At 35.8% G+C, this 20,844-nt stretch carries 20 protein-coding genes; 19 read left to right on the forward strand and 1 reads right to left on the reverse strand.

From position 1 onward, the window contains the following. Positions 1–131 precede the first annotated feature (131 nt). From ABF682_RS02680 to ABF682_RS02765, 18 genes are all read left to right on the forward strand, one after another. Positions 132–1,022: a LysR family transcriptional regulator gene (locus ABF682_RS02680; protein ID WP_289981143.1), complete on the forward strand. Its 891-nt coding sequence runs from the start codon at positions 132–134 to the stop codon at positions 1,020–1,022. A 62-nt stretch (positions 1,023–1,084) separates the two neighbouring features. Then, complete coding sequence (locus tag ABF682_RS02685; protein WP_289981142.1) at positions 1,085–1,972, forward strand: ABC transporter ATP-binding protein; 888 nt, start codon at positions 1,085–1,087, stop codon at positions 1,970–1,972. Position 1,973: 1 nt separating this feature from the next. Further along, on the forward strand, positions 1,974–3,194 hold the full coding sequence (locus ABF682_RS02690; RefSeq protein WP_415618946.1) for an ABC transporter permease: 1,221 nt from the start codon (positions 1,974–1,976) through the stop codon (positions 3,192–3,194). Between the two features lie 104 nt (positions 3,195–3,298). Continuing rightward, positions 3,299–5,347 carry a methyl-accepting chemotaxis protein gene (locus ABF682_RS02695; protein WP_415618947.1) on the forward strand — a complete coding sequence of 683 codons (2,049 nt, stop codon included), beginning with the start codon at positions 3,299–3,301 and terminating at the stop codon, positions 5,345–5,347. A 324-nt stretch (positions 5,348–5,671) separates the two neighbouring features. Continuing rightward, positions 5,672–6,430 (forward strand): ABC transporter ATP-binding protein, encoded by a 759-nt coding sequence (locus ABF682_RS02700; RefSeq protein ID WP_415618948.1) that lies wholly within the window; start codon positions 5,672–5,674, stop codon positions 6,428–6,430. Between the two features lie 16 nt (positions 6,431–6,446). Continuing rightward, positions 6,447–8,243: an ABC transporter permease gene (locus tag ABF682_RS02705; RefSeq protein ID WP_415618949.1), complete on the forward strand. Its 1,797-nt coding sequence runs from the start codon at positions 6,447–6,449 to the stop codon at positions 8,241–8,243. Between the two features lie 62 nt (positions 8,244–8,305). Next, positions 8,306–8,668 carry a GntR family transcriptional regulator gene (locus ABF682_RS02710; protein WP_289981134.1) on the forward strand — a complete coding sequence of 121 codons (363 nt, stop codon included), beginning with the start codon at positions 8,306–8,308 and terminating at the stop codon, positions 8,666–8,668. Positions 8,669–8,673: 5 nt separating this feature from the next. Next, positions 8,674–9,540: an ABC transporter ATP-binding protein gene (locus tag ABF682_RS02715; RefSeq protein ID WP_289981132.1), complete on the forward strand. Its 867-nt coding sequence runs from the start codon at positions 8,674–8,676 to the stop codon at positions 9,538–9,540. Next, positions 9,537–10,328 carry an ABC transporter permease gene (locus ABF682_RS02720; RefSeq protein WP_289981130.1) on the forward strand — a complete coding sequence of 264 codons (792 nt, stop codon included), beginning with the start codon at positions 9,537–9,539 and terminating at the stop codon, positions 10,326–10,328. The genes ABF682_RS02715 and ABF682_RS02720 overlap by 4 nt, the downstream gene beginning before the upstream one ends. Positions 10,329–10,405: 77 nt before the next feature. After that, the gene (locus ABF682_RS02725) at positions 10,406–11,281 is read left to right on the forward strand and encodes a hypothetical protein (RefSeq protein ID WP_415618950.1); all 876 of its coding nucleotides are present in this window, start codon (positions 10,406–10,408) and stop codon (positions 11,279–11,281) included. A gap of 10 nt (positions 11,282–11,291) precedes the next feature. Beyond that, positions 11,292–12,191 carry an RluA family pseudouridine synthase gene (locus tag ABF682_RS02730; RefSeq protein WP_415618951.1) on the forward strand — a complete coding sequence of 300 codons (900 nt, stop codon included), beginning with the start codon at positions 11,292–11,294 and terminating at the stop codon, positions 12,189–12,191. Positions 12,192–12,456: 265 nt separating this feature from the next. Continuing rightward, positions 12,457–13,104: a metal-dependent transcriptional regulator gene (locus tag ABF682_RS02735; protein ID WP_289981124.1), complete on the forward strand. Its 648-nt coding sequence runs from the start codon at positions 12,457–12,459 to the stop codon at positions 13,102–13,104. Between the two features lie 164 nt (positions 13,105–13,268). Further along, positions 13,269–13,469, forward strand: a complete 201-nt coding sequence (locus ABF682_RS02740; RefSeq protein WP_003689193.1) for a cold-shock protein — start codon at positions 13,269–13,271, stop codon at positions 13,467–13,469. Between the two features lie 303 nt (positions 13,470–13,772). Continuing rightward, a complete protein-coding gene (locus ABF682_RS02745; protein ID WP_415618952.1) occupies positions 13,773–14,942 on the forward strand; it encodes an MDR family MFS transporter in 1,170 nt (389 codons plus the stop codon). A gap of 52 nt (positions 14,943–14,994) precedes the next feature. Then, on the forward strand, positions 14,995–15,738 hold the full coding sequence (locus ABF682_RS02750) for a threonine/serine exporter family protein (RefSeq protein WP_289981118.1): 744 nt from the start codon (positions 14,995–14,997) through the stop codon (positions 15,736–15,738). A gap of 13 nt (positions 15,739–15,751) precedes the next feature. Further along, positions 15,752–16,186, forward strand: a complete 435-nt coding sequence (locus tag ABF682_RS02755) for a threonine/serine exporter family protein (protein WP_289981117.1) — start codon at positions 15,752–15,754, stop codon at positions 16,184–16,186. Positions 16,187–16,450: 264 nt separating this feature from the next. Next, entirely contained in the window at positions 16,451–17,881 is a 1,431-nt protein-coding gene (locus ABF682_RS02760; RefSeq protein ID WP_289981115.1) for an ABC transporter permease, read from the forward strand. 10 nt (positions 17,882–17,891) lie between these two features. Beyond that, a complete protein-coding gene (locus ABF682_RS02765) occupies positions 17,892–18,548 on the forward strand; it encodes an ABC transporter ATP-binding protein (protein WP_289981114.1) in 657 nt (218 codons plus the stop codon). Positions 18,549–18,774: 226 nt separating this feature from the next. On the opposite strand, the gene ABF682_RS02770 is transcribed toward ABF682_RS02765, so the two are convergent. Then, on the reverse strand, positions 18,775–19,815 hold the full coding sequence (locus tag ABF682_RS02770) for an LCP family protein (protein WP_415618953.1): 1,041 nt from the start codon (positions 19,813–19,815) through the stop codon (positions 18,775–18,777). 342 nt (positions 19,816–20,157) lie between these two features. Between ABF682_RS02770 and ABF682_RS02775 the strand changes: the two genes are divergently transcribed. Further along, entirely contained in the window at positions 20,158–20,844 is a 687-nt protein-coding gene (locus tag ABF682_RS02775) for a DUF805 domain-containing protein (protein WP_415618954.1), read from the forward strand.

The raw sequence follows: 20,844 nt of genomic DNA on the forward strand, positions 1-20,844 counted from the left end.
GACCTTCCTTGTGTTAAGATATACATATAATAAACCTGTTGCTTTTTTATAGTCAAAAAATATTTTTTTAATAAGAAATTCTTATAATGAGTTTTGAAATGCTTTTATACCAAAGAAAGGACATACTCTTTATGAATACTAGAGATCTTGAATATTTTATAAGGCTAACAGAAATTAAGAATTTTTCAAAAGTTGCGCAGGAATTTGGAGTTAGCCAGCCCACGATTACTTTTGCATTAAAGAGATTGGAAGAAGAATTGAATGCGCATTTAATTGTCAGACATCGTGCACAAGGTGGATTGCTGATAACGGACAGCGGGGCGCAACTGCTGAACCACGCTAAGCGAATGCTGCTGCACTATAACTTAGTACAAAAAGAAATTACGAACAGCCGGTTAAAGATGCTGTCACTGGGGCTGCCACCTATTATTGAAAATAACTATTTTCCAGAGGTCGCTAAGAACTTAAAAAAAGATGGTCTGTTGGATAGGATTCAGACAATGGAATATGGTTCAAGAACAACTTTAAAAGCGCTGCAAAATGGAGAAATCGATATGGCACTTTTAGGTTCGATTGATCCGCTAAGTGATGAGTTAATCATGACTGAAGAGTTTGATCGCCAACCCTTCGTGATCTTTGTAGCTAAAAAGCATCCATTGGCACAAAAGAAAAGAGTGTGGTTTAAAGACTTAAGAGGTGAAGATTTTGTTTTATTTAAAAATGGTTTTGTGCATAATCATGCGTTTGATTTACTCGCTGCACGTAATCATTTCCGCCCACATGTTGTTTTTAGGTCAAATGGTACACATAGTCTGATGAATTTGATTGCTGATGGTGTTGGAATAGGGCTTCTCACGGCAGTTGTGAATCCCATTCGCAAGGATATTGTCAAGGTTGAGTTGTTAGATACCGACGTACCGATGTTTGTAACGAGCATCGCTTATCGTCGTTCGCATGTCTTTAATAAGCTGCAGCAGGCAATTTTAGACAATATTAGAGAAACGCTTATTAAAAACGAGTGAAAAGGAAACTAAACATTGGTATAGTGTGAAGATATATAAATATAGGGGTAAGGAGCAAGCAAATGTTAAAAATAGTTCAACTAAGCAAAAACTTTGGTGCCAAGCAGGTTTTAAGCGATGTTAGTTTTTCTGCGGATTCAGGTGAGATTACTGGACTGATTGGGAAGAATGGAGCAGGAAAGACGACAATCTTTCACAGTATCTTGAACTTTGTTAAGTCTGACGGTGCAATCGTATTTGATGATCAGCAAATTACGGAGGAAACATATAAAAGAATTGGGTACCTGCCAGAGGAAAGAAGTTTGATGCCTAAGCTGACTGTCTTTCAACAAGTCAGATTTCTTGCAAGCTTGAAAGGGATGAAGGCAAGTGTCATACGAAAAGAGCTGCTTAGGTGGATGGACAAGCTTGAAGTGAAGGGCAAAATTGATGACAAGATCAAGAGCCTTTCTAAAGGAAATCAACAAAAGATACAATTAATATGTACACTAATTCATCAACCGTTACTAATCATTTTGGATGAGCCCTTCAGCGGCTTGGATCCTGTTAATACTGACTTATTAAAGGAAGTCATTTTAGCTGAAAAAGAACGGGGCGCAACAATTATTTTTTCGGATCACGATATGACTAATGTAGAAGAACTTTGTGACAAGCTTGTAATGATCAGTGATGGACAGGTTGCCCTAGATGGCGAGATTCAAGCATTACGCCTTAGCTTTGGAAGTACCAGAATTTTTGTACAAACCGAGATGACACAAGAAGAGCTTCAAAGCTTATCACATGTGACAGCTGTTGCGAAAACTAAATTTGGAACATATCGATTAGATATTGAAAATGAAAAATATGGTAAAGAAATTTTTGATGAAGTTACAGGCGGACATTATGTGAAAACCTTTGATCAGCAGCCACCAACGTTAAATGAAATCTTTAAAATGAAGGCAGGTAAATAAGATGCGGCAAATTTTATTAGTTCTTATGGAAACATACAGAAGACAGGTTAAGAACTGGAGCTTTATTTTGCTCGTGATATCACCTTTTATATTTATCTTTATTTCATTTGGATTTGGTTATTTAAGTAGTACTCTTGGTGCAGATAGCAGTGATCAGATTGCAATTGTTTCAACCAATAAGGGACTAGCTAAGCAATTAAGATACGATAAAGACGAGATGACGCTCAAATATCACTCGCAAAAGAGCGCACAGCAAGCCTTGAAGAAAGAAAAGATAGAAGGTTATCTAGTAGTTGAGCAAAAGAATAGTCAATTAACAGCTAAATATGTTGGAAAAGAAAGACTCAGTACTACACAAAAAACACATTTCCAGCAAGTGCTGCAAGCAAATCAACAGAGTTTAAATGTACAAAAAGCACAAATGACGCAAGCACAATTAAAAGCACTTGCAACGCAATCAATTTTAGAGCAGCAGGTATCAAAAAAGGGAGTATCAGATGAAACAATCAAAACCATTTCGTTTACAATTACTATTTTTCTAATGTATTTTATCTTGATTACTTATACAACAACGGTAGCACAAGATATTGCCTCTGAAAAAGGCACGAAAATCATGGAAATGGTGTTTTCTAGTATGCCAGCCAAAAAATATTTTTACGGTAAAATACTTGGGACTTTTGCGGTAATTGCAACTCATTTATTGATCTACCTAGTTGGCGGTAGTGCCTTGTATCTGATTCTTCCCAAATTAGAAATTTCCAAGAAAATGTTCGTAGAATACAATACGATGATTGGCAAAGTTGTGAGCAACCTATTATCGATTAATTTGCTTTATGTTTTGTTGGGAGTAATAATTTTTACAATTCTAGCGGCTTTATGTGGGGCGCTTGTTGTTCGCCCAGAAGATACTTCAAAGGCAGTCCAACCTGTAATCTATGTTGTTTTGGTTGGATTCATCGGATCATTGGTATTTGGAGAAAACGCAAACAATATTATTGTGAAGGTCGCATCCTTTATCCCATTTATTTCTTCATTCTTTATGCCAATGCGCTTGATATACAGTAGTGTTAGTCCTATTCAAGTGGGATTGTCATTACTGATATTATTAGCAGCAACTTTTGGTTTGGCAATGTATGTTGGGAGACTGTATTCAGGTCTGATCTTACAGACAGATGATGTCGGAATCATCAATAGTTTTAAACGCGCAAGTAAAATTAAATAATTATTCGAGTTTATAACAATAAAAAGCAGGGCATACTTAAATGTCTTGCTTTTTTTCCGATTCTAAACATATAGAACTTAGAAACTTTGGAGGCGAATATCATAATGGCAAAGAAAAGAAATAAAAGTATTGGTCATGTCTACGGACTGATCTTAATTTTTGTTGCAATTACACCAATCATAATTATGTTGTTGAGTTCATATATCAATACATATAACCTATTAATTCAAAGGAATAATCAGAGTAAAATTGGTGCAGTCAGTACTGCCATAAACACAAGAAAGGAATTAAGGGAGCAAGCTCGAGGGGCATTAGATGGAATTGCAAAACAAGATGTTTTTAAAGAAAAATTCAATTTGAAAGATATTAAGAAGAGCATTAGGAATGCAGAAAATGGTAATAAAATAGTTGAGGATGCTATTTTTACGACTAAAAGCGGGAACTTTGTAGCTAATAGTAATAAGTTAGTTAGTAACTTTGATCCAACAACTCGACCATGGTTCAAAGGAGCCATGGCAAAAGATGGGGAAACTTTTTTTTCTAAACCTTTTTTAGCTGTGACTACAAATCAATATACTACGAGTGCGTCTAAGGTTATAAAGAATAAATATGGACAGGTTGGAGTATTATCTTTCAATGTTTCGTACAGCATTGTGCAGAGTGGCATAGAAAATATGAATGTTGGACGTACTGGTAACGTAATGCTGGTTTCGGATGACGGCATAGTAATTGCTTCAAAGGACAAAGCACTAATTGGTAAAAATATTAAAAAGACAGCTCTATATAAAGCGGTTATCGGTTCTTCAAAGACAAAAGGCAGTGTAGTTCCTAAAGGAGAGCCAAAAGTTCAAGCGGCTTACTTTAATAAGGAGGGATCTAACAGTCAAACATTTGCTGTTGTACAAACGAAAGCAAATGAATTGACTCCGGAACTAGGTTCGCTAGTAATAAATTCAATTGTTATTTCGTTAATTATGATTGCTGCTGTCATCGTGATATCGATTGTGACAACCAAAATACTTAAGCAGATTTTCTGGGTTTTAAATGGATACTTTGAGAAAGCTGGAAATGGAGAACTTGAAGTAATTGATGATAAGAAGTTGAATAATGCCAAATTATTTAAATCCACAAAAATGATGATAAAGCCTGATACATCTGGTAATGAAATTCAAGTATTAAGTGTAAGCTTTAATAAGATGGTTAAATCAATTTCTGAGCTCGTTACCAAAGTTCAGCAAGAAGGGAACAATGTTGCTAAGAAATCAGACACATTATTCACGCTTGCGCAGCAGACAGATACAGCAACTGAAGAGGTTGCAAAAACAATTACGGGAATTGCAGAAGTGACAAGTGTCCAGGCACAAGAGACCGAGAAGAGTGTAAGGCAAGTAAAGGATTTATCTAAGGTTGTGCAAGTACTGCGAGAAAATATAATTGAAATGACCAAAAAATCGACAGAAGCATCTAATTTGAATGGTGAAAATATAAAGATTGCTGGGAATGTTGATAGTAATTGGAATCAAGAACTATTAAGAATGGAAAAATTAAATAATTCAATGAATGAATTGAATGACAATGTTAAGAATATTAATAAGATAGTAAATGTAATTAATGGAATTTCGCAGCAGACGAACTTGTTGGCTCTGAATGCTTCTATTGAAGCGGCAAGTGCTGGGGAAGCTGGAAAGGGATTCTCTGTTGTTGCTAGTGAAATCAGGAAACTTTCAGAACAGACCAAAGAATCAACAAATGAGATTGAAAAGATAATCGAAATAATTACTGAACAATCGGAAGAAATGGCGCAACAGACCAATGAATCCTTAACAGGTGGAGAGAAGCAATCAGCTTTAATAAAAGAAGCGATTGATTCATCAACGGAAGTCTTTAATAAAAATAAGGATGTTGCTAATAAGATTGAAGATGTAGAAATTGCAAGCAAGAGTATTGAAGAGATTCAGACTCATGTTTTGAGCAATTTAGAAAGTATTTCTGCTTCAACCGAAGAGAATGCGGCTGGAACTGAAGAAGTCTCAGCCAATTCGGAGGAAGTCCTGGCAACAATGGAAGAATTTACAGGTAATGTCGCAGAATTACAAAATATTTCAAAGAAGTTGAAGACTAACTTGGCTGAAAAATTTAAAATCATAAAATAATCCAATCTTCACAGCAGAGGGAGTGTGCCATAAGTCAGGGAAATTTGAGTACTAACTCGAAATTACGAACATAGCAGGCACTTTGCTATGAGTAATTCGAAGTTAGACGGAGAATTTTGACTTATGAAACACGTTTATACGGAATAAATAGAGAAACTGAATCAAAATTTAACTTTTGACCCAGCTCTATTTAGATAAAATCAAGAAAAAAGTCAAATCAAAAGTTAAATTTTGATCTGGCTTTTTTTATTTGACACAATAGTTCATCAGTGATACGGTTAGTTACATAAGTGATTAACTAATCAACGGATAGGGGATATAAAAATGCAAGAAACAATTATCGAAGTTAATAATCTGAAGAAAATATATGGCAAGAAGAATGAAAAGCAATATGAGGCATTAAAATCAATTAATTTTAGTGTTCAAGACGGCGAATTTGTTGGAATTATGGGAGCTTCCGGTTCTGGTAAAACAACATTGCTAAACATGCTTGCAACTTTTGACAGACCAACTAGTGGTTCCGTAAAGATTAAAGGAAAAGAAATTGCAAAGTTAAAAGGGAATGCACTTGCTGATTTTCGTGCTAGTAGAATTGGATTCATCTTCCAAGATTTTAATCTGCTTGAGAATCTAACTGCTGCAGAAAATATTGGGCTACCGCTTTCTTTACAGGGTGTTTCAGCTAAAAAAATTGATGCTACTACAACAAAGGTCGCTAGTGAACTGGGTATCTTTGAATTATTAAAAAAATATCCGAGTGAACTTTCTGGTGGACAAAAGCAAAGGGTTGCCTGTGCGCGAGCACTAGTTCATAATCCCGCAATTTTATTTGGTGACGAACCAACTGGTGCACTTGATTCAAAATCTGCACGTGAGTTATTAGAGCTTATGACAGAAGTTAATGAGAACATGAGAACGTCAATTTTGATGGTTACACATGATGCCTTTTCAGCTAGCTTTTGTAAGAAAATAATTTTTATTAAGGATGGCAGAATCGAACGTGAATTGATCAGAGCGGATAAGCAGAATCGAAGTAATTTTTATCAAGAAGTTTTAGATCTTTTAGGAACATTCGAACAATAGAAAGGAGGGAAAATTGATGTTACGCAAGTTAGCGGTAGGTGGTATTAAAAATCGCTGGAAAGATTACTTAGTACTTTTTTCCGGATTAGTAATTTCAAGTTCCATTTTTTATTTATTTGAAACACTTTCTACAAATGGAAAATACTTAAAAGAAAATGGAGCAATAATTAGCATGATAGGGTATATCTTTACCTTTGGTTCTGTCTTATTAATGTTGATTACATTGGTATACATTAATTACGCAAATAATTTCTTGTTAAGTATGCGGCAAAGGGACTATGGCCTATTCATGATGCTGGGAGCGCGCAAGCGAAAAATCGGACAATTAATTTGGATAGAAACAATGCTGATTGGTTTCTTGTCAACGTTCGTTGGTATTATTGTGGGTATTATATTGAGTACAGGAATGCAAAACATTGTTATCAAGGCTTTAGGTTTAACTACAAGGTATTATGAACCAATTTGGTGGAAAGCAATTCTTTGGACGCTCATTCTTTATCTTGGATTATTTTTCTTGGCAGCAATCTATAATACCTTCCTGATGACAAAGAAGCCCGCGCTTAAATTATTGAAAAGTCAGCAAAAAGCTGCAAAAAAACAACTTCCTATCTGGATACAAATTATCCAGGCCTTAATCGGCGTGATTTTACTTACGATAGGATATGGAGTAATTCTAAATGCAGTTAAGTATGGCAGTAAGACTATTCCAATTAGTTTGTTTACCATTACCTTTGGAACATTCTTCGTCTTCAATTCAATTGTGACAGTTGGAATTGGTTTCCTACGTAAAACAACACTTGCAAAGAAGAAATTAAATGGATTTACTTTAGGTCAACTAGAATTTAGAGTACATGACTATACCAAGATGTTAACAGTGGTTACGATGCTATTAGCACTCGCACTTGGTGCAATAACAACAGGAATTGGATTCAATAACATTACCGATAAGACAGCGCAGTCACAATCAGCATATACATTTGGCTTGTTTCAACCAACTTCAAAACAGAAGGCTTTAATTAAAAAATTGGATGTTGAACGACAATCAAGTTATTCGTATAAGGTTTCAGGTAATGCTGTCTATTTTGAAGATGCACAGTTTAAAGCTCAACCATTTGAGACAGTTAAGTTCAATAATAAAAACTTTACTTCAAGCTATACTAAGTTGAGTGCTACAGACCTCAAGAAAAAGAGTTATATATTACAGCAATTTACTGCAAGCATTCAGCCTAATAAACAAGTTGTACTTGTAGACGGGCAAAAATTTGCCGCAATTCAGGGCCAAACACAGACTGCACTATTTTTTAGGGCAGAAGATACCCAGAGCGCACAAAGTGTCCTTTCACAAATCTCAAATCTTGAATATGCAAAGAGCAAACAGACTGATAGAACAAATGCAATTCAGGGAAATTATGATGCAAAGATTTATATCATCAAGCCACTGTATTCCGGACTCGAGTTTATGGGGATTTTCCTTGGAATTGCTTTTCTGGCAATGTTAGCAAGCTGCTTGATGTTTAAAATTCTCTCGGGTGCGTTTGCGGATATTAAAAGATACGCAATGTTGTCCAAGTTAGGTGTGCGCAAGTCATTATTGCAAGGTGCAATTGCCAAGGAGATTGGAGTATTGTTTGTTTTACCTGCAATTGTGGGTGTTGTTCATGTTCTGGTTGGTTTAAACTTGTTCAAAGGGCTGCTGATTAATCCATATTATGGTATTTGGCTTCCATTTTCGATATTTGCTGTGTTGTATTTGATATATTATTTGATAATATTCTTCATGTATCAAAGAATTGTTCTGAAGAATAAGATTTGACAAATAATAACGATTGTTAGTATCCTTGATTTTGTGTTTTATGGATGATGAGGTGAAAAGAGATGCATTTTAATTTTAACAGCACAGAACCAATCTATTTGCAAGTCGCCAGTCAGATTGAAGAAGCTATTTTTACTAAAAACTATGCTGAAAAAGAGCAGATTCCTTCGACCACGGAAATTTCGCGAGATTTTCATATTAATCCTGCTACAGTGCTTAAAGGAATTAACCTGTTGGTAAGTAGTGACTTGGTTGAAAAAAAGCGTGGGATTGGAATGTTTGTTGCTCAAGGTGCATACGAAAAGCTCGTAAAAAAACGACGAGAATTGTTTTACCAAGATAAGATTGTGCAAGTTGTTGATGAGGCAAAAAGGTTACAGATATCAGAAGAAGAACTATTAAATTTAATCAAACGGGGGTATTGATTGATATGGGAATTGAAGTTAAAAATATCCAAAAAAAATTTAATAAAAAGAAAATTTTATCCGACGTTAGTCTTGAACTGGAACCTGGAAAAATATATGGCCTCCTAGGACGTAATGGAGCAGGAAAGAGCACTTTGTTGAGTATCATAGCCAATCGAATATTTTCAGATTCTGGCGACGTCGTATTGGATGGTGAAAGTGTCTTTGAACGTGACGAGGCATTGGGACAAATTTATTTGATGAGTGAACGCAATCTTTATCCTGAAGGAGCTAAGATTGAGAAAATTTTCAAATTGACTGAACTTTTTTATGGTTCGTTTGACTATGAATATGCTAATGAATTGGCCGACAAGTTTGGGTTAGACGTAAAACAAAAATTTGGTAAACTGTCAACGGGTTACCGGAGTATTTTTAAGCTGATTATTGCTTTGACTGTTCCCGCAAGGTACGTTTTTTTAGATGAACCGATTTTGGGGCTGGATGCTAACCATCGCGAATTATTCTATCGCGAACTGCTTGATAATTATGTTAAAACGCAGAAGACTTTTGTGATTTCAACGCATCTCATTGAAGAAATCACAAATATTCTTGAACATGTCTTTATTCTCTGCCATGGTGAGGTTGTGATTGATGGTAATGTTGAAGATATAATGAAGAAAGCATATTTGATAGCTGGACCACAAAAAGATGTTGCTGATTATTGCCGTGGCCTTAACATAATAGGCAAAGAGAGTCTGGGAAGTATTCACGGAAATTATATCTATGGTGACTTGGACGATAATCGAATTTTGCCAGATACAGTTTCTGTGGAACGGATGGATTTGCAGAAACTCTTTGTTAATCTTACTAATATGGAGGAGGCTAAGAAATGATGACGGCAAAAGAAGTTAGTGTTACCAATTATTTTTTTAAAAATACACTTAAAAAGCTTGGATATATATTAATCTGGATAATTTTTTCATCTTTATTCTTTCCTTGGGTATTTAGTGGTTTTAACTTCAGTAGTATATCCTTAAGGAGTATTTTAACAGATACGACATTAGGACCAGTCCTCTCCATTTTGATTTCAGGAATTGCACTTTTCCCTTATAATGATTTCAAGTTATTAATTCAAAGCGGAATATCGCGTAAGACATTTTGGAAGGCAAGAATTCTCTCTTTTTTAGCTGTTAGTATTCTAGGCCAATTAATTGGAATTGTTGTAGGACTTTTAAATCCCTATACGAACCATTCATGGTATGGAAGCTCGCTATATATGCAGGTTTACGGCAAATATTTTGGCAGTACTGCAATGAACTCTTTTATGGGATTATGTTTTATCTTGCTTTCAACATCGGTTGTTACGGTTGGGGCAATCATGGTAGGCAGTATTTTTAGTCTCTTTACTAAAAAAGCTAGGGTCTATATTTTCATTGGCCTCTTTGTAATGGCAGTGGTCTTTATCAATTGGATTTCTGCAGCAGTACAAAATGATTATATGCTGAATATAATCAAACATACTGATTCTTTTCTACACTTTATTGTTGGATATAGTGGAACTAATGCGCGTGTGGGAGCATGGAATCCGACGATGCCATTTATTGTGGCCGTACTCACAGGTGTAGTCTGCTTGTTTGGAAGTTATAAGATAATGGAGCTTTTTAAGATCAAGAATGAGTAGATATTGTTTTTAATCTAACTTTTTGGGTTATACTAAGATTAAGATTGTAGATAACTTTAAAAGGTTGGTGTTTTACAGTGATTGAACCAGGACAAGCATACAGGCGAAGTGAAAGAGAAAAATATACAAAGGAACCAGGGAAGAGTATCAGTAGGTATTTAGCATTTTTTATTGGGATAGCACTGATGATGATAGCTGGGACATATGCATTAAAAAATACAATACTGAATGTTAAAGTAGCTGTTTCAGAAGTTACTAAAACTGTTTATATCAAGCAGGCTACAAGCACTTTAAATAGTGTTGTGGCCGCTTTGGCATCTCAAAATAATATCCCGTCGTCCTTAACATCTAATTTAGTTACTGAGAGTCAGGTTAAGACTGACCTTGCAACCGTCACACGTAATATTTATGCCGGAAAAAGTGAGATAATTGATAGTACATTAATCAAGAAACAAATTGAGCAGAATTTGACCGAAAAAGCCACAAGTGCAGGTGTTTCTACAGACAATGTTGTATATCAGTCTGCTCAAAATACATTTTTGAGTGGAATGAGTTCCTATATTACCAGTAAAATAAGTGCAACACCCGCAGCTAAATTGGCGAAAGTAATTACAAACATCAAAAAGACGAATAATCTGATATTTGTTATTGGAATCATTTCTTTTGTTATTCTTTCATTACTATTGATTGTTCATGATCGAAATATTTTTAGAATTATATATTATTGGGGAATTTCGGCCATCTGGAGTGGAATTGTACTAGCGGCAACTGCTTTTTTGATTGGAAATTCTGAAATCCCAAATAAAATTGCAAGTATGGCAGACCAGGCTAGCGGGTTGATTGGAACATTATTGCAAATTACATTTACACAGATTCAAGGTTATGGGCTGTGGTTGATTGCGTTTGGTGTGATACTCTTTGTTTTAGGATTACTAAGAAAGATAATAAGATAGGATTTAATCAATGGAATATACGTGGATAAACAGTAGGGGCAAACAAACCGTCAAGCAGTTGCTGCTAACTAACGGACTAAGCCAGCGCCTTTTGAGTCAAATAAGGCGTGGTGAAGGTGGAGAAGTGCTGGTTGGCACGAAACATAGTAAGCTAAAAACAATGGTGGCATGTGGGCAAACAGTGACATTAAGACTGCAAAATGAAAATAATGATGAGCTAGTAGCAGCTCAGGGTGATCTTACGATATTGTATGAGGATACAAATTGGCTGATTGTCGATAAACCAGCTGGAATGACAACTGTTCCTGGGCCAAGCAATCGGAAAACGACCCTTGTCAATTATGTAAAAGGATACCTAGCTGAATCTGGGGCCAAAGACTTAGTGCCACATATTATTACGAGACTTGACCGGTTTACGAGTGGTGTTGTTTTAATTGCTAAAAATAGGGTTGCACAAGGAATGATTGATAAGATTGACCGCAAAAATTTTGAAAAATATTACTTGGCGATTGTGGAAGGCAAGCTAGCGGCAGAACACGCAATGATTGATAAACCGATTGGAAGAAGAGATTCCGAGATACGCAGAAGAGTTATGGCTGAAGGGCAAAATGCTATTACGGAATATTGGGTACGTGACTGTTTCAAGGATCGTTCACTGGTACTGGTTAAGCTTCATACTGGAAGAACTCATCAAATTAGAGTGCACTTTAACGCGCTTGGTCATCCTTTACTTGGAGATGAACTGTATGGTGGCAGCTTAGATAAAATAGGGCGACAAGCATTGCATGCATTCAAATTAAAGTTTTTAGAGCCATTCACACAAAAATATGTTGAGGTTGAGTGTAGTTTGCCTGCAGATATGCAGCAATTTTTTGGAGTGTGCCATAAATCGGGAAAATTTGAGTACTAACTCAAAATTACGAACATAGCAGGTACTTTGCTATGAGTAATTCGAAGTTAGGCGGAGAATTTTGACTTATGAAAAACGTTTATACGGAATAAATAGAGGGACTGAATCAAAATTTAACTTTTGACCCAGCCCCCAGTTTTTGAAGGATTGAGCTAACTAAGGAAAAGAAAATCTATATTATTTTGGCAGAGCAATTTTTTTTTGCTATAATATAATGTGAGTACATTGATATAATTATATAAGGGTGCTAAAGGAGTGGAACTGTTTGACACCAAAAAAAGAAGACTATTTAAAAATCATTTTTGAATTGGGTGGAACCCAAAAAAAGGTCTCAAACAAGCAGATTTCATTAAGCTTAAATGTTGCGGCGGGGTCTGTCACGGAGATGGTGGCAAAATTAGTTAAAGATGGCTTAGCTGTACATACACCTTATGCAGGAATCTCTTTAACTGAAGAAGGAATTAAAGTTGCAGAGGAGTTAGTCAGAAGACATCGCCTTTGGGAGACTTTTCTAGTATCCGCATTAGGATATAAGCTGCAGGATGTTCACACTGATGCTGAAGTTCTTGAACATATTGCAAGTGAAAATTTAATGGAACATTTGGATACATTCTTAAATCATCCTACGCATTGCCCACATGGTGGGGTAATTCCAAATAAAAATGGCGATTATCAAGAAGATGGGCATAAAGTTTTGGCCGAAGCAGAAGATGGAGCAATAGTAAGAGTTGATCGATTCATTGATAATCATGACTTATTAACTTATCTGGATGACATTGAGCTACAAATTGGTGATGAACTTAAAATAATGGGACATTCTCCTTTTGAGGGGCCAATTAAAATTATGATTAAGGAAACTGGGCAGAAAATGAATGTTAGTTTTAAAGCGGCGCACTATATTTTTGTAAAATAGTCGTAGAGCACTATCTTTTTTGAGAATGGCATGATATACTAAGGGTGTATTTTTGTATGGGTTACCGTGGTTAGAATGTTTCAAATAACTTTCCCCATTTGTGCCGATCAAGAATTACAACTATTATTAAATAGTGCCAGATAGGCACAAGGAGGAGTTTATTCATGGAACAAGGTACAGTAAAGTGGTTTAATGCAGATAAAGGTTTTGGTTTTATTACTCGCGAAGATGGTAGCGATGTATTCGTTCATTTTTCAGCTATCCAAGGCGACGGTTTCAAAACTTTAGATGAAGGCCAACATGTAACTTTCGACGTTGAAGAAAGCGACCGTGGACCACAAGCAGTTAACGTTACAAAAGACTAATTTAAAGTCGAAAAGCAACCGGAGTGAGACAGCTGTCTCATTTCGGCTTTTTTTGTCAGGACTGGGCCAAAAGTTACATGTTGGTCTAGTTTTTCTATATTATTATGAATAAACGTGTTTCATAAGTCAAAATTTTCCGTCTAACTTCGAATTATTCAGAGCAAAGATCTTACTATGTTCGTAATTTCTAGTTGATACTCAAATTTTTCCGACTTATGACACACTCTTTTTTTGTCAGTTCAAAATTCAATTTTGAACTAGCTTCTTATTGATTTATGGTGAACCTTTTTTGTTAGGAGAGAGATGAAAAGTTTAAAATTAAGATGGCTGCTAATAGGAAACTTGATTTCGAGTACTGGAATGAGTTTTATTTGGCCGCTCACAACCGTATATATGCATGATTATTTAGGAAAATCTCTAGCACTTGCAGGGATAGTTTTATTTGTAGAATCGCTGATTATGATTGGCGGAAGTTATATTGGTGGATATATATATGACCATGGCAATGGTCGCTTTTGGATGCTATGTTCGATCATGGTTTCGATTATTGCACTATTATTATTGGTCTTCTTTAATAAGTGGCCAGCATATCCGATACTATTGATTATTAATGGTTTTACTGGGGCGATTGCAAATACAATTATTAATGCTTTGGCTGCGTCTATTAAGAACCATGAAGCCAGCTACGTATTCAATATGATGTATTTTATGGCAAATATAGGGGTTGTCTTAGGAACATTAATTGTGGGTTTTATTGTCAAAATAAATATTAGGTATATTTTTGTTGTTACGTTTTTGTTGTACGTAATCTTTTTTATAATTGCTTTGACAAAATATGTATTTGAAAACATTCAAATTGAGAAAAATACGAACCATCTAAAAAAAGAGTTGCTTCAAAAAACGTCCACCAATAGTATTCTTATAATTGGTGGAATATTATTGACATATCTGATGATTCAGGTTGGATATGCACAGTGGCAGTCAAATCTTTCTGTCTATATGCAGTCATTAGGAATTGGATTAAATAAGTACAGTTATTTATGGACAATCAATGGAGTAATCGTGGTAATCGGGCAACCAATTATCAGTTTCCTTGATAAAAGATATGGAATAAATGATTTTAAAAAAGTATATGTAGGCTACGTGATGTTTGTAATTGCTTTTGCATCTTTGATTTTTGCAAAGGACTATATGCACTTTATGATGTCAATGATAATAGTAACGTTTGGTGAGGTAATTGCATTCCCAGTCATTCCAGCGATTGTAGCAAATTTGAGCAGTAATTCTGAACGGGGAAAGTATCAGGGATTTGTTAGTATTGCTGCTTCAACTGGTCATGCAGTCGGGCCATTGTTAGGCGGTGTGGTAGTTGAGATGTTTTCGTATGAAGTATTGTTTGAGGTGATAGTTTTATTGGTATTGTTATTTACGATTATCAGCTTAATAATAACTTATTTTAATTTAAAAAAATAATTGCAATTTTCCTAACAATGTTAGATAATTTTTCAAAAAGGTTGTGGAGTTTGTGACTAAAAACGATCTTATTATTGAAACAATTTTAATGGCGGGAAAGATTATGATTGAAAATGGTGCTGATATGGCTCGTGTTGATGATACATTAACACGAATTGCACGGAACGCTGGCATTGATAATCCAAAGATTTTTGAAACGACCACTGGAATTTTAATGTCAATTCCAGAGCAATCTTCCGCACAAGTTGAACCTATTCAAAAAAGGACAATTGATTTAGAGAAAGTTTCATTGGTTAATCAGAACTCAAGAGCATTTCAAGATGGGCAAATTTCATTAGAAGAATTTCGCAATAACTTGGTGAAGCTGAATATTTCGACCCCTTTTTTTTCTTTTTGGCTACAGTTGATTGCGGCTGTGGTTGTAAGTGTGACTTTGATGATAATGTATGGCGGGTCTTGGCATGATATGATTGCAACTGCATTTGCAGGCGGATTTGGGTATAGTTGCTATTATTTGATTAATAATCGGCTTAATATCAGATTTGTTAGTGAATTCTTGGCGTCTTTTCTCATTGGAGTTATAGCTGTGTTGTTTGTGCGGTTACAGTGGGGGACACAGATTGGTATGATTACCATTGGCGGGGTAATGCCGCTGGTGCCTGGAGTACCAATTACTAACGCTGTTCGTGATGTATTCGCTGGTCATTTTCTTAGTGGAATGGCTCGTGCAATGGAGGCATTGTTGAGTGCTTGTGCAATTGGCATGGGCATTGCTTTTGTTTTCCGCTTTTTATGAAGGGCGTAAGAGGATGATAATAATACAGATAATTTGCAGTTATTTAGCAACAATTGGTTTTGGCATTATTGTTAATATTCCACATAAGGCACTTAATTCGTGTGGTTGGGTCGGTGTGCTGGGATGGGTAATGTATTTGGTAGTTAAGGCTGCTGACGGTGGTACGATGCTAGCTAATGCGGTGGCTGCATTAGCAATTGGCCTAAGCTCAATTTTTATGGCGCGCAGGTTAAAAATGCCAATGATTTTATTCAACATTCCGAGTCTTGTTCCATTGGTCCCTGGTGGGCAGGCGTATAAGGCAGTGCGTAACTTTGCTATTGGGAATGATCTGGCAGCAATCAGCAATTTAGTACAGGTTGCGATGATTGCCGGTGCAATTGCGATGGGCTTTTTTGTTTCAGAATTGGTAGCTAGAACCTATTTTAGAATTATCATCAAGCATTAGATGTTAATTTGCGAGGATTCAGTTTGGAGCGATAACAAATTGAGTCCTTTTTGTTTTGAGAAAACAAGTTCACGATAATTACGAATTTAATAGAATCTTTTGTCGGAAAATATTCTAAATTTATTCACAACTTACAATTAGTATTAATGAAGTGCAGCAGAAGAACAGCTTCTGAGACGCGCTAGAAATTATGAGATAAAAAATGGAGGAAGCTGGCGCAAAAAATCGGTTGTATTTCGGCACTTTAAATATGGAGGCGAAAGAATGAATTTTATCAAGAGAGCTTTTCTCAATATTAAGGAGAAGAAAGGTAGATCAATATTACTTCTTTTAGTAATGTCAGCAATACTATTATTTGTACTATCTGGAATTATCATTCAGAATGCAGCGAAGAGCGCAATCGCAACAGCAAAAGAAAGTTCTAATGCTACGGTTACATTGACCGCTAACAGAGAACAAGCTTTTAAGAATACTAGAAAGAGCAAATCTAAGGCGACAACGCTGAGTTTACCAAGCGTTAGCATTGCTACAGCCAAGAAGATAGCTAAGTCTAGCTATGTTAAGAGTTACAATATTACAAATAGTACGACGGTGGATGCCAAATCCTTTACTGCAATCAAGACATCTTCAAGTAGTAGTCAATCAGGACCATCAATGGGTGGAAGTAATAATTCGCAGAGTTCCAGCGGTGATATTACACTTTCTGGGGTCTCGAGTACTTCAACCGTCTTATCAAGCAGTAGTGCTAAGTTAGTTTCTGGACGGGGATTAACAACTAGTGATGCCAATACTAATAATGTTGTTATTGAAAAGGAACTCGCAAAGGATAACAGCTTAAAAGTTGGTTCTACAATCAAGGTTAAGGACACAGATGATACAGTTCGGACTTTGAAAGTTGTTGGGATATATAAGGCATCTAATACTGCAAGTTCTGGTGGAATGGGACAATCTGATCCAGGCAATACAATCTACACATCTGCACAGTATGTCAATAAAGTTAAGGGAACAACTGGCAAAGCAGAATCAGTAACTTTTACCATGAATAATCCTGCAAAGGCAAGCACATTCATTAAACAGGCTAAGAAACAAATTAGTACAAGCAAGTTCTCTTTGACAACTGATGACAGCACTTATCAGTCATTGCTGACACCGTTGAATAACGTTAAATCATTTGCTAATAAGATTGTCTGGTTAGTAAGTATTGCAGGGACAATTATTCTTGCCTTAATTGTGATCTTAATGATTCGTGAAAGAAGATACGAAATCGGAGTTTTGCTTTCAATGGGTGAGAAGAGATGGAAGGTCATTTCTCAATTCTTCACAGAAATGTTTGTTGTTTTGATCTTCTCAACAATTATTGCGGTAATTGGTGGAGGATTTGTCGGAAATTATATGTCAAAAGAACTTGTCTCACAATCGACATCTTCTACTACAAGTACAATGACGGTTAGCAGCGGTCAAAGTCAAGGTGGCGCACCAACTCAAGGTGGAATGCCAAGCGGTGGAGGTGCATCACAGCAAGGGCAAAGTACTGGAAATCAACAGAGCAGTAGTTTATCCAATTTAGAGGTGTCAGTCGATCTGATGTCGATCTTTGAATTGTTTGGCTTTGGATTGATAATTATTTTAATTGCTATTTTGGCTGGAACCGTTAATGTCTTGCGATTAGAACCGAAGAAAATTTTGATACTATAGGAGGTAGAATATGATTACAACAAAAAATCTGGCATACTGGTATGATAATGCTGATGAGAAGCTTTTCGAAGACATTAATTTACAATTCGACGCTGGGAAGTTGTACGCAATAATCGGTAAGAGCGGTTCTGGTAAAACAACATTCTTATCATTGATAGCTGGTCTAGACACTCCCAAAAGCGGTTCAATTGAATTTGAAGACGAACCGTTGAAGAAGATAGGTTTGATGAATTATCGAAAAAAATGTGTCTCAATGGTCTTTCAGTCATATAACTTGTTGACATACATGTCAGCACTTGATAATTTATTATGTGCAATGGCGATTACTGGTGCAAAGCATGCAGGTGACAGAAAATACGCTTTGGAATTATTGGATAGAATTGGGATTGATGAAGATAATGCAAAAAGAAAAGTAACAAAATTATCTGGTGGACAACAGCAAAGAGTGGCAATTGCACGGACAATGTGTTGTGATTCAAGATTTGTAGTGGCAGACGAGCCAACAGGGAACCTTGATGAAAGCAGTACAGAGGATGTGTTGGAACTGTTTCAACAAATTGCACATGAACAAAATAAATGTGTGGTCATCGTAACTCATGAGTTTGATGTCGCGCAAAAATGTGACTCAATCATTGAGCTCCGGCAAAAGAAGTTCGAACAAGTTTAGGAATACAGCGTTAAATTAAAAAACAAGAGGTTGGATCAAATAAATTTTGATCTGACCTCTTGTTTTTTCTTAAGTAAAAATTCTCTGGACAACTCCAAATTATTCATAGTAAAGGTACACGTGAGATTCTTAGTTTTATATTGGTACTCAAGTTTTACAGTCTTATGCTGCATTTGTTCTTCCTACGTAGGGGCATCAAGTCATTAACTGTGTATGCAGTTGCAGCTTACTTTTCAGTTGTATTGATGCTACTTGAGTTTAATAAAGTATTACCAGTTGTTGCAGTTTCAAGATTTAATGAAGAACGGACTAGGTTTGTAATTCGCTGCTTTTCTGTTGCTGGGACTGCTTCAAAAGATATCCCTGATATTAAATCAGCGGAACCTTGTAAATGATCTGAAATCATATTATGTGTGGTGCCACGGTATTTCAATGCCAATAACAGCATATCATTGAAAGTAATATCTGTTTTTAGCTGTTTTTTAATTTCTTTGAAGAAGCTTTCAGTCAAAAGGGACTTTAATTTTGTTCCATTCTGAACAACTTCTGCTAGGACTTGACGCTGCCTTTGCTGACGCCCATAATCTCCTAATGGATCGGAATGACGCATTCTAACGTATGCAAGAGCTGTACTGCCATTCATCTGAGTTTCTTTGTTTTTAACGAATGAATGTCCGCCATACGAAAAAGTTAGAAGAGGCTTAATGGTGACACCACCAACAGCGTTAACCATATTTTCAAGTCCACCCATGTTGATTGTTGCATAAAAATCAATTGGAATATTCAAGTAATTTTGAATGGTTTTAATCGCTGTCCCCGAGCCACCGTAATCATATGCCGAATTTAGTTTGCTGGGGTAATATTTTTTGTACCCAGTTACTGCAACAAGAGCATCACGTGGAAGACTAACAATCGTCATTTTCTTTTTTTGCGGATTTAATGTTAGGACAATCATGGTATCAGTTCGACCTTTAAAGCTTCGCCCAACAGCACCTGTATCGGTACCCATCAGTAAGATAGAAATGGGCTTGCCTGCTTTTAGTAAATTTTGAGTATTACGAGCCTTTGTTATATTGCTTGAACTGTATATTTTGGTTGTCATTTTCTGAGCAGTGTTATAGATACGACCAAGATATAGAAAGAAGATTCCAAGTAGCACAACGAACACACATAAAAATGCCGTGAAATATTTATGCTTCCGCGGTTTAGCAGCCTGATCTTTTCTTTTCTTTACTTCTGAACGTTTCAATTCTGGCTCTGTGCCCACAATATTTCATCTCCTCTGATGAATCAACAGTTCCAATTTTAACAGAGAATAATACTTATGACCAATTAAGAAAGCGATAAGTCAGGTTGTAAGCCAACTGTAACAAGAAGTTGTATAGCGCCAGAGCTGGGTCAAAGATTAAATTTTGGCTTTTATCAATTTATGCTGGACTTTTGAAAGGAACATTATGTATAAATAATGCGCTTTTTTGCTAAAAGCGATGTATTTTTAGTAGTATCAAAAAATATCAGAAATAAATACTGTATAATAGTATAAAATAAAAAATAGTAAAACAGCTGAATTAATTGTTATATTTAGTGAAGGGACAAGGTGGCTTAATTAATGAAATGTCAACGTTGTGGATATGGTATCAAGAAAAATGAGCGTTATTGTAGTCATTGTGGAGTGCAACAAGAAGTTTTTGAAGCGGAATTTGAAGCAAAAAAATGTAAATTTTGTAAGAAGAAGATTCCAATTAATGCGAATTACTGTTCGTACTGTGGGAAAGACCAGTCTTTTATCGATGTAAAAGGCTTCACAGAAAATCCTATGACTGCTGAAAAAATAGATATTGAAGAAGAAAAGAAAAATGCGAAGGAAACACAGGTAAAAAAGCTGTTACTGAATGAAAATAAAAACCCCGGAATTTTTGTTTCTACAAGACTGATGCTTAAGGATATGCTTGTGTTGCAAAAAAGAATGGGAAGAGCTGATTTTTGGTGGTCAATTGTGGGAATTTTTGCACTATCATTAATATTTGGCATGATATTAGGAGAAGTGCTTGTAATTGTAAATAAATTTGACCCTGCGGCTATAGATTTGACAGAACAAATTGCGATAGGCATTTGGATGACTTTGATCTATGTTTCAATTACAACTGCCCAGATAAGAAGGCTTCATGATTGCAGTTTACCGGGAATTTTGATACTTATAAAATTTTTCTTTGGATTTGGAGATTTTTTGCTGTTTTTGCTGCTGATTTTACCCCAATCAAAGCGCGATATGAGTTATACTTTTAATAAGAAGTAA

The organism is Liquorilactobacillus sp., assembly GCF_047719775.1.
In the GTDB taxonomy this organism is placed as follows: domain Bacteria; phylum Bacillota; class Bacilli; order Lactobacillales; family Lactobacillaceae; genus Liquorilactobacillus.